The organism is Mesorhizobium sp. M7A.F.Ca.CA.002.04.1.1, assembly GCF_004022805.1.
In the GTDB taxonomy this organism is placed as follows: domain Bacteria; phylum Pseudomonadota; class Alphaproteobacteria; order Rhizobiales; family Rhizobiaceae; genus Mesorhizobium; species Mesorhizobium ciceri.
This window is the reverse complement of the sequence record NZ_RZPL01000138.1, coordinates 1-9,937: the sequence shown is the minus strand read 5'-3', so window position 1 is coordinate 9,937 and position 9,937 is coordinate 1. Positions and strand designations below refer to the sequence as shown.

The window sequence follows — 9,937 nt, the reverse complement described above, 5'->3', positions numbered from 1 at the left end:
GCCTGATGCAGATCAAGCCGGCCACGGCTCGGATGATGGGCTATAGCGGCTCCGCCAAGGGCCTGTTCGATCCCGACACCAACATCAAATACGGCATGAAATACCTTGCCATGGCACGGAGCCTCGGTGGCGGCACGACCTGCGGCACCATTCTGAAATACAATGCCGGGCACGCCGCAACGCGGATGAACCCCGTGTCGGCAGCCTATTGCGGCAAGGTCAAGGTGCAGATGGCTGCGCTTGGATCGCCCGCATAAGTCAGCTTTTTCGTTTGCGTTTTCGGGCGTGAACCCCTTTATACGCTCTGCCAGCTGGCTGGGCGGCCGCACCCGCAAACGCCGAAAGGTCGTGGGTGAGGAAAGTCCGGGCTCCATGGAAACACGGTGCCGGTTAATGGCCGGCGGGGGCGACCCCAGGGAAAGTGCCACAGAAAGCAAACCGCCACGATCCGGCTTGCCGGATTCGGGGCAAGGGTGAAAGGGTGGGGTAAGAGCCCACCGCGCGACTGGCAACAGGAGCGGCACGGTAAACCCCACCGGGAGCAAGACCGAATAGGGACGGTGCGAGGGGAAACCCTCGAGGGCTGTTTCCGGCTCACCGTCCGGGTAGGTTGCGTGAGGCGCATGGCAACATGCGCCCAAGATGAATGGCCGCCACGTTCTCGCCTCGCAAGGGACGAGGGCCATACAGAACCCGGCTTACAGGCCAGCTGGCAATTTCTCTCCCCCGATATCAAGAGAAATCTCTTGAAATCAGCAGGTTGCGCCCTCGGGCGCGCCTGTTGATTCAAGCCTGTCCGGCCGTTCATCCGAGCCGGGAGCCGCTGATCCCGTCCAGCGACGTCTCGATCGCTTTCCAGAGCTCTTCCACCGGCTCGCAGCCGACCGAGAGGCGGACGAAACCGGCGGAGACCGCATCGCCTCGCTTCAGGCGCCGCTCGGCGGAGGTGTGGACGCCGCCGAAGGATGTCGCGGCCTGCATCAGGGCACAATTGTTGATGAAGTCCTCGGCTTTGTCTTCCGAGGCGAGTTCGAAAGAGATGAGAAAGCCGAAGCGCTCCATCTGGGCGCGGGCTAGGTTGTGCGACGGGTCGCCTTCAAGCCCGGGATAACGCAGGCCGCTGATTGCCTTGTGGCCCTGCAGTCGCCGCGCGATGACTTCCGCCGAGGAACACATGCGATCGAAGCGCACATCCAGTGTCTCCAGGCCGCGGTGCACCAGCCAGGCTTCGAACGGACCGGGAATGCTGCCGGAAACTTCGCGCCAGCCGGTCACGGCGGCGATGATATCGGCATTGCGACTGGCGACATGGCCGAACAGCACGTCGGAATGGCCATTGGGTGCCTTGGTGTCGGCGGCAACGACGATGTCGGCGCCGTGGTCGAGCGGTCGTTGGCCGAGAGGGGTCATGGTCGTGTTGTCGACCACAAGGATCGCGCCGGCTTTGTGGACAGCATCGGCAACGGCGGCGATATCGCAGATATCCAGCCCCGGATTGGCAGGGGTTTCGACAAATGCCAGCCGATAGCCATCGAAGCCGCCATCGAGGAAGGTCGAAGTCGGCCTGGCATCATAGGTGATGCCGAGCGGCTTGAGGAAGCGCTCGGCCAGCGCTCGTGTCGTGTGATAGCCGTCCGATGGCAGCAGGATACGGTCGCCGGCCTTGAGCACGGCAAAAAACGCCGCCGAGATTGCCGCCATTCCGGAAGGGAATGCGACGCAGGGCGCGTCCTCCAGATGGGCCAGCATATGCTCGACCGCGTCCCAGGTCGGGTTGCTGAATCGCCCGTACTGGTTGAAGCCGGTGGCGTCGCCGGGCGCATGAAAGATGGCGGCCATGGTCAGCGGCAGGGGAATGGAATCGCCCATGGCAAGCCCGCTGCGACGCAGGTGAGGAAGCGCTGCAGCGCGTGACTTTGCTGTTTCAGACATCGAATTTCAGACCCTGTTGGTGACCGGCTGGATGTGGCGAGACGCTATGCCCGGCAGCGGCTCGCGGCAAGGCGCGTCCGGTTGGGCCAGGCGGCTCTAAACGCTTCGTTAGGCTTAATAGACCATAAAGACGAGACGTGTCGTCACGGCTGCTCTCTTTGGTCGGGGCGCGCGTGTTTGTGAAGCCTATTCCCGTTGACGCCCATAGTGCCCCATGATATCCCATCCAGACATCAAAGCCTTCGTTCCGTGTCAGGGTAAAGCGTACGCCAATCGGGCAGCCGCGGCGGCTGCGCGTTTGCTGGTTTTTGCCTGTGCGGACGAGGCTGATACGGGGCAGGGAACGCGCTGCGGCGGCGCGTGCGACAAGATGCAGAGGGGTGCGGCGGCGCAAGCGGCTGTAGCGTTTAATGGACCGGTTTCTGTCAAACACGGTGAGCAGGATCGATGCGAAGGGGCGGGTGTCCGTTCCCGGGCATTTCCGTGCCGTCGTGCAGAAGCGCGGCTATTCGGAACTCTATGCGCTGCGCTGCCTGGACCTGCCGGCGATGGATGTCGGCGGGCTCGACCTGCTCGACCGCTACGAGCAGCGCATAGCGCTCGAGGATCCCTTCCTGCAGACGGCGGACGATATGTCGTTCTTCTGCCATGGCGACGGAACCTTCTTGAAACTCGACCAGGACGGCCGCATCACGATGAGCGATTTCCTTCGCGAACACACCGGCATCTCGGCGGAAGTGGCCTTTGTCGGGCGCGGCAATTTCTTTCAGATCTGGGAGCCGGGACGGCTTGCCGCCTATGGGGCGCAGGCGCGGGCACGGCTTTTGCAGCTTCGGCAGGGGACGAAGCCTGGGGAGCGACCGGAATGACGGCAGGCCACGGCGATGACCTTCCTCGCGCCGTAGATGGGCACGCCGTTGGCGGATCGGCCCGCCACATTCCGGTCCTCCTTGCCGAAGTGCTCGAAGCACTGGCGCCGGCGCAGGGCGACCTCATCATTGATGGCACGTTCGGCGCCGGCGGCTACACCAGGGCCATTCTGGCGACAGGCGCCTCCGTGGTGGCGATCGACCGCGATCCGGATGCCATTGCGGCCGGGCGCGATCTTGAAGTGCAGTCGGGTGGTCGGCTGCGGCTGGTGCAGGCGCCGTTCTCGACGCTGGACGAACATGTCGAGAGCGCCGACGGGATCGTGCTCGACATCGGCGTGTCCTCGATGCAGCTCGACCAGGCGGAGCGCGGGTTTTCGTTCCGCGCCGACGGGCCGCTCGACATGCGCATGGCGCAATCGGGCCTCAGCGCCGCCGACGTCGTCAATTCCTTCAAGCCGGGCGATCTTGCCCGCATCTTCGGCTTCCTCGGCGAGGAGCGCCATGCCGGACGCATTGCCCGCATGATCGAGGCGCGCCGCGAAAAGCGCCCGTTCGAGCGCACGTTGGAACTCGCCGACGCCATCGAGACGCATATCGGCCGGGCGCCGAAGGACAAGATCCATCCGGCGACGCGCGTCTTCCAGGCGCTGCGCATTTTTGTCAATGACGAGCTTGGCGAACTGGCCAAGGCCCTGTTTGCGGCCGAACGCGCTCTGAAGCCGGGCGGACGGCTCGCCGTGGTCACCTTCCATTCTCTGGAAGACCGCATCGTCAAGCGTTTCATCGCAGACCGGGCCGATGTCGCGACCGGCTCGCGTCACCTGCCCGAGGCGCATGCGCGCACCGCGACGTTCCGCAAGGCGGGCGGCGGCGTGACGGCCGGCGACGCCGAGGTGGCGGCCAATCCGCGCGCCCGTTCGGCCAGGCTGCGCGCGGCGGTCCGCACCCAGGCGCCGGCGCGCGGCAGCGACTTTTCGATTTTCGGCCTTCCAAAGCTTCCCGGTATCGACCGGCCGGGGGAGAGGTAGCTAAGTGTTTCGTACCAGCGACATTGTCCTGATCGCCGTCATGGTTGCGGTCGCGGCCCTTACCTACAAGGCCAAGCGCGAGGCCGAGGAACAATTGGCCGCCGTGCAGAAGATCCATGCGCAGATACGCTATGAGGAGGACACGATCGACCTGCTCAAGGCCGACTGGAGCCTGCTTACCCAGCCGTCGCGGCTGCAGAAGCTCGCCGAACTCTACAAGTCGCAGCTCGAACTCGAGCCGGTCAGCGCCCGCCAGATCGGCGGTGTCGGCGACCTGCCGGCCAAATCCCTTGACATCCAGGACATCTTGTCGGGACGCCAGGGCGGCATGGCTGATAGTTCGGGCGGCAAGGCGCCGTCGGACGGCAGGGATCCCGTGGTGACCGGAGGCATCGCCCAATGATCGGTAAACTGCTGAAACGTCGCGCCAGGACGAGTGAAGATGGATCGATCGTGGTCGAGGGCGCCCGCAAGGCGACCGGCGGCAAGGGCAGGACGCGCATCGTCATGACGATGGCGGTGTTCTTCGGCATCTTCTCGACCATATCAGGGCGGCTGGTCTATCTCGGCTTCCAGACCCCCGATATGTCGGGCGGTCCGCAGAGCCGGGTGACGGCATCGCGGCCCGACATCGTCGACCGCAACGGCGAAGTGTTGGCCACGGACATCAAGACGGCGTCGCTGTTTGCAGAACCACGCCGGATTGTCGACGCCGACGAGGCGATCGAGAAGCTGTCGACGGTGCTTCCGGACATCGACTATGAGCAGACCTACCATAAGCTGAAGAGCGGCGCCGGTTTCGTCTGGCTGCAGCGGCAGCTGACGCCCAAGCAACAGTCCGACATCATGCAGCTCGGCATTCCCGGTTTCGGCTTCCGCACCGAAAAGCGCCGCTTCTATCCGAGCGGCGAAACCTCGTCCTACATTGTTGGGCTCACCAACATCGACAACCAGGGCATCTCCGGCATGGAGAAATATGTCGACGAGCAGGGGCTGAGCGACCTGCAGGCGTCGGGCCTTGCCATTGCCAAGGATCTCAAGCCGGTAAAGCTTTCGATCGATCTGCGCGTGCAGCATGTGGTGCGCGACGAGATCGCCGCCGGCCTGGAGCGCTATCGTGCCATGGGCACCGGCGCCGTTGTGCTCAACGTCAAGACCGGCGAAGTGGTGGCCATGGCCTCGGTGCCGGATTTTGATCCGAACAATCCCTACAACGCACAAGACAAGGACCGGCTGAATCGCATGTCGGCGGGCCTCTACGAGATGGGTTCGACCTTCAAGAGCTTCACCTCAGCCATGGCGCTCGATTCCGGCAAAGCGACGATGGCGAGCCGCTTCGATGCTTCGCATCCAATCCGGGTCGGCCATCAGGCCATTCACGATTTCCACGGCAAGAACCGTGTGCTGTCGTTGCCGGAGGTGTTCCTCTACTCGTCCAACATCGGGTCGGCCAGGGAAGCCGAGATGGTCGGCATCGAGGGGCATCGCGAATTCCTGCATCGCCTTGGCATTCTGGACAGGATGCAGACCGAATTGCCGGAGACTGCCCGTCCGACTGAACCGAAGGTCTGGAAACAGGTCAATTCATTCACCATCGCCTTCGGCCATGGCGTGTCGACGACGCCGCTGCAAGCGGCTGTGGGCTGCGCGGCGTTGATGAATGGCGGTTTCCTGATGAACCCCACCTTTCTGGTGCGGACGCAGGCGGAAGCGATGGCCACCGCCAAGAGAGTGGTGAGCGAAAAGACCGTCGAAGGCATGCGCTACCTCTATTCGCTCAATGCCGAAAAGGGCTCTGCCAGAAACGCCAGAGTCCCCGGCTACCGCGTTGGCGGCAAGACCGGAACCGCCGAGAAGGTCATCAATGGCCGCTACTCGAAGGACTTGAATTTCAACACCTTCGTCGCCGCCTTCCCGATGGACGATCCGCAGTATCTGGTGTTTACCATTGCCGATGCCCCGCACCCGGAAAAGCCCGGCATGACGGATGTCGCGGCCGCGAATGCTGGGGTTATGGCCGGCAATATCATCAGGCGTTCAGCTGCCATGCTTGGCGTGAAGCCAGATTTCAGCCATGAAAATGGTGCAACGCTGGTTTCCTATCAGTGATTCTTAGGGCGCGCCGGCAACAGCGCGCTATTTTGTTACGGTGAACGGGACTCGATGAAGCTCAGAGATCTAGCCGGTATCCTGCCCGTCGAGGGAATAGCTTCCGTCGATCTGGAGGTTACAGGGATTTCTTCGGATTCCCGCGAGGTAAAAGCGGGCGTTGTCTTTTTTGCGCTCGCCGGAACCAAGGCCGACGGTGCCGTTTATGCCGCAGATGCCGCCGCGCGCGGTGCGGCCGCGATCGTGGCGGGCAAGGGCAGCACCATTGCCGGGCTCCCGGTTCCGGTGCTGGCGGTCGACGATCCGCGCCTGGCGCTGGCGCAGAGTGCGGCACGCTATTTCGGCAAGCAGCCTGAGATCATGGTCGCGGTGACCGGCACCAGCGGCAAGACCTCGGTCGCAGCCTTCACCAGGCAGATCTGGGAGCAAGCCGGTTATGCCGCCGCTTCGATCGGCACCACCGGCGTGGTGGCGCCTGGGCGCAACGACTATGGTTCGCTGACGACACCCGATCCGGTCGCCCTGCATCAATTGCTGCGGGAATTGGCCGATGCCGGCGTCACCCACGCCTCGATGGAAGCCTCCAGCCATGGGCTCGACCAGCGCCGCCTCGACGGCGTGAAGCTGGCCGCCGGCGGCTTCACCAATCTCGGCCGCGACCATATGGATTATCATCCGACCATCGAGGATTATCACCGCGCCAAACTGCGCCTGTTCGACACGTTGCTGCCGAAGGGCGCGCCGGCCGTGATCTTCGCCGACGATCCATGGTCGGCGCCGACGACCGTGGCCGCAAAGGCTGCCGGGCTCAATGTGCTGACGGTCGGCCGCCATGGCGACTTCCTCAGGCTGAAGCGGGTCGAGCACGAACGCCACCGCCAGCGGGCCGAAGTCGAGGCCGACGGCGTGCTCTACGAGATCGACCTGCCGCTGGCCGGTGATTTCCAGATTTCGAACGCGCTGGTTTCGGCGGGTCTTGCCATTTCCACGGGAACACCTGTCGCCAAGGCCCTGATAGCGTTGGAGAAACTGAAGGGCGCGCCGGGCCGGCTCGACCTCGTCGGCACCACCGGCAATGGCGCGCCGGTCTATGTCGACTATGCCCACAAGCCGGACGCGCTGGAAAACGTGCTGGCTTCGGTACGGCCGTTCACCACCGGTCGTGTCATCGTCGTGTTCGGCTGCGGCGGCGACCGCGACCGGGGAAAAAGGCCGATCATGGGCGAAATCGCGACGCGGCTTGCCGATGTCGTCATCGTCACCGACGACAATCCGCGCTCCGAAGTGCCGGAAACGATCCGTGCCGCTATTTTGGCCGCTGCTCCAGGTGCCATCGAGATCGGCGACCGGCGCCAGGCGATCCACGAAGCGGTCGCCATGCTGCATGCCGGCGACACGCTGATCGTGGCCGGTAAGGGCCACGAGGAAGGCCAGACGATCGGCTCCGAGACCTTGCATTTCTCCGATCATGAGGAAGTCCGCGCGGCACTCACGGAGCGCGCAGCATGAGCTTGCTGTGGACCTCCGAAGCGCTGGTTGCCGCCATGGACGGGCGGCCGCTCGGGCCGATGCCGGAGGGGATTTCAGGCATTTCGATCGACAGCCGCAGCCTGCAGCCGGGCGACGCCTTCTTCGCCATCAAGGGCGAGGCGATGGACGGCCATGACTTCGCAACCGCCGCCATCAAGGCTGGCGCTGGCGTGCTGGTGGTGGCCGAAGGCAAGCTGCCGTCGCTCGGCCGGTTGACAGCGCCGATCATCGTCGTCGAGGACGTGCTGGTCGCGCTGGAAAAGCTTGGAGTTGCATCGCGCGCCCGCTCGAGCGCGAAAATCATCGCTGTGACCGGTTCGGCCGGCAAGACCACCACCAAGGAAGCGCTGCGCCATGTGCTGCAAGCCGTAGGCAAGGTGCATGCCTCGGCGCAGTCCTTCAACAATCACTGGGGCGTGCCGCTGACCTTGGCGCGGATGCCTGATGATTGCGACTATGCCGTGTTCGAGATCGGCATGAACCATCCCGACGAGATCCGTCCGCTGGTCAAGATGGTGAGGCCGCATGTCGCCATCGTCACCATGATCGCGGCGGCGCATCTCGGCTTTTTCCGTAATCTGGACGAGATCGCCAAGGCCAAGGCCGAGATTTTCGAGGGGTTGGAGCCCGAGGGGGCCGCCGTCCTCAACCGCGACGATGCCCGATTCAAGCTGCTCGACAAGATGGCCCATGCCGCCGGTGTCGAGCACGTCTACGGCTTCGGCGAGAATGCGCGCTCTACCTTCAAGCTCACCAAATGCGAACTGCATGCCGATCATTCCGACATCACCGCCAGGATCGGCGGCCACGAAGTGACGGCGCGGATCGGCGCGCCCGGTCGCCATATGGTGCAGAACGTGCTGGCGGTGCTGGGTGCGGCGCATCTGGTCGGCGCCGATCTCGACAAGGTTGCTTCAGCACTGGCCGATCTCTCCGCCGAGCGCGGGCGCGGCAAGCGCCATGTGCTGCGCCATCCCGGTGGTTCGACTTCGAGCCACCCCGGTGGACTGATCACGCTGATCGACGAAAGCTACAACGCCAATCCGGCATCGATGGCTGCTGCGATGGCGTTGCTCAACGCGACGCCGGTGACGGGCGAGGGCCGCCGCATCGCCGTGCTCGGCGACATGCTCGAACTCGGCGACCATTCGACCAAGCTGCATGCGGCCCTTGCCGATCTCATCGTCGGCACGGGCACGCAGACCGTTTTTCTTGGCGGCCCGGAAATGCGGGCGCTGGCCGAAGCGCTGCCGGCTGACATCAAGACGGAATACCGCGCCGGTGTCGAGGAGCTGAAGCCGGTGCTGCTTGCCGCGCTCAAGCCGGGTGACGTGGTGATGATCAAATCGTCGAAGGGCATCGGTTTTGCAAAACTGGTCGATGCGCTGCTGGGCAAATTCCCGGCTGAATCGACAACCAGAAAACAGACCTAGGTCGGGGGACGAAAGCGCATGTTCACACTGCTCGTCGATTTTGCGGACAAGGTCTCGGTCTTCAATGTCTTCCGCTACATCACCTTCCGCACCGGTGGGGCGCTGATCACGTCGGCGCTGATCGTCTTCATCTTTGGACCGACCATCATCAATTCGCTGCGGCTGCGGCAAGGCAAGGGCCAGCCGATCCGCGCCGACGGGCCGCAGACACATTTCAAGAAGGCCGGCACGCCGACCATGGGCGGGCTGATGATCCTGTCGGGCATCATCGGCTCGTCGCTTTTGTGGGCGAACCTGTCGAGCATCTATGTCTGGGTGGTGCTGCTGGTGACGCTGGGCTTCGGCTCGATCGGCTTTTACGACGACTATCTGAAGGTCACCAAGCAGTCGCATCTCGGCTTTTCCGGCAAGGCACGGCTGGCGCTGGAATTCGTCATCGCCGGCATCGCCGCTTGGGTGATCATGCACAATGGCCAGGCGCCGTTCTCGTCGTCGCTGACTTTTCCCTTCGCCAAGGAATTCATCGTCAATCTCGGCTGGTTCTTCATTCCGTTCTCCTGCTTCGTCATCGTCGGCGCCGGCAATGCGGTGAACCTGACCGACGGCCTTGACGGCCTGGCGATCGTGCCGATCATGATCGCGGCTGCCTCCTTCGGCGTCATCGCCTATCTCTCCGGCAACGCCGTGTTCGCCGAATATCTGCAGATCCATTTCGTGCCCGGCACCGGTGAACTCGCGGTCGTGCTCGGTGCGGTCATCGGCGCTGGCCTCGGCTTCCTCTGGTTCAACGCGCCGCCGGCGGCTATCTTCATGGGCGACACCGGCTCGCTGGCCATGGGCGGCCTGATCGGCACGGTCGCCGTCGCCACCAAGCACGAGATCGTGCTGGTCATCGTGGGCGGATTGTTCGTCGTCGAAATCCTGTCGGTCATCATTCAGGTCGGCTATTTCAAGATGACCGGCAAGCGGGTGTTCCTGATGGCGCCGATCCACCATCATTTCGAAAAGCTCGGCTGGACCGAAAGCCAGGTGG

The 9,937-nt window shown here is 63.7% G+C and carries 9 protein-coding genes and 1 other RNA gene; 9 read left to right on the top strand and 1 reads right to left on the bottom strand.

All coding sequences use genetic code 11. The features are described from left to right. Positions 1-257, top strand: a 257-nt coding sequence (locus tag ENZ75_RS10100; protein WP_164887773.1) for a lytic transglycosylase domain-containing protein, incomplete at its 5' end; no start/stop codon positions are given. Between the two features lie 50 nt (positions 258-307). Further along, positions 308-717, top strand: an RNA gene (gene rnpB, locus ENZ75_RS10095) — RNase P RNA component class A. Between the two features lie 87 nt (positions 718-804). Here the strand turns inward: rnpB and ENZ75_RS10090 are convergent. Beyond that, positions 805-1,932 carry a cystathionine gamma-lyase gene (locus tag ENZ75_RS10090; protein ID WP_013530947.1) on the bottom strand — a complete coding sequence of 376 codons (1,128 nt, stop codon included), beginning with the start codon at positions 1,930-1,932 and terminating at the stop codon, positions 805-807. Between the two features lie 410 nt (positions 1,933-2,342). Between ENZ75_RS10090 and mraZ the strand changes: the two genes are divergently transcribed. The 7 genes from mraZ to mraY all read left to right on the top strand — a co-directional run. Then, on the top strand, positions 2,343-2,801 hold the full coding sequence (gene mraZ / locus ENZ75_RS10085; RefSeq protein ID WP_063168314.1) for a division/cell wall cluster transcriptional repressor MraZ: 459 nt from the start codon (positions 2,343-2,345) through the stop codon (positions 2,799-2,801). Continuing rightward, positions 2,798-3,832, top strand: coding sequence for a 16S rRNA (cytosine(1402)-N(4))-methyltransferase RsmH (gene rsmH / locus ENZ75_RS10080; RefSeq protein WP_027160638.1), 1,035 nt, complete (start codon positions 2,798-2,800; stop codon positions 3,830-3,832). The genes mraZ and rsmH overlap by 4 nt, the downstream gene beginning before the upstream one ends. Positions 3,833-3,836: 4 nt before the next feature. Next, on the top strand, positions 3,837-4,235 hold the full coding sequence (locus ENZ75_RS10075; protein WP_013530950.1) for a hypothetical protein: 399 nt from the start codon (positions 3,837-3,839) through the stop codon (positions 4,233-4,235). After that, a complete protein-coding gene (locus tag ENZ75_RS10070; RefSeq protein ID WP_013530951.1) occupies positions 4,232-5,941 on the top strand; it encodes a penicillin-binding protein 2 in 1,710 nt (569 codons plus the stop codon). The genes ENZ75_RS10075 and ENZ75_RS10070 overlap by 4 nt, the downstream gene beginning before the upstream one ends. Before the next feature lie 54 nt (positions 5,942-5,995). Next, complete coding sequence (locus tag ENZ75_RS10065) at positions 5,996-7,450, top strand: UDP-N-acetylmuramoyl-L-alanyl-D-glutamate--2,6-diaminopimelate ligase (protein ID WP_063168313.1); 1,455 nt, start codon at positions 5,996-5,998, stop codon at positions 7,448-7,450. Then, positions 7,447-8,904 carry a UDP-N-acetylmuramoylalanyl-D-glutamyl-2,6-diaminopimelate--D-alanyl-D-alanine ligase gene (locus ENZ75_RS10060; protein ID WP_063168312.1) on the top strand — a complete coding sequence of 486 codons (1,458 nt, stop codon included), beginning with the start codon at positions 7,447-7,449 and terminating at the stop codon, positions 8,902-8,904. The genes ENZ75_RS10065 and ENZ75_RS10060 overlap by 4 nt, the downstream gene beginning before the upstream one ends. A gap of 18 nt (positions 8,905-8,922) precedes the next feature. Beyond that, a partial coding sequence (gene mraY, locus ENZ75_RS10055) for a phospho-N-acetylmuramoyl-pentapeptide-transferase (RefSeq protein WP_128278068.1) occupies positions 8,923-9,937 on the top strand: 1,015 nt, incomplete at its 3' end.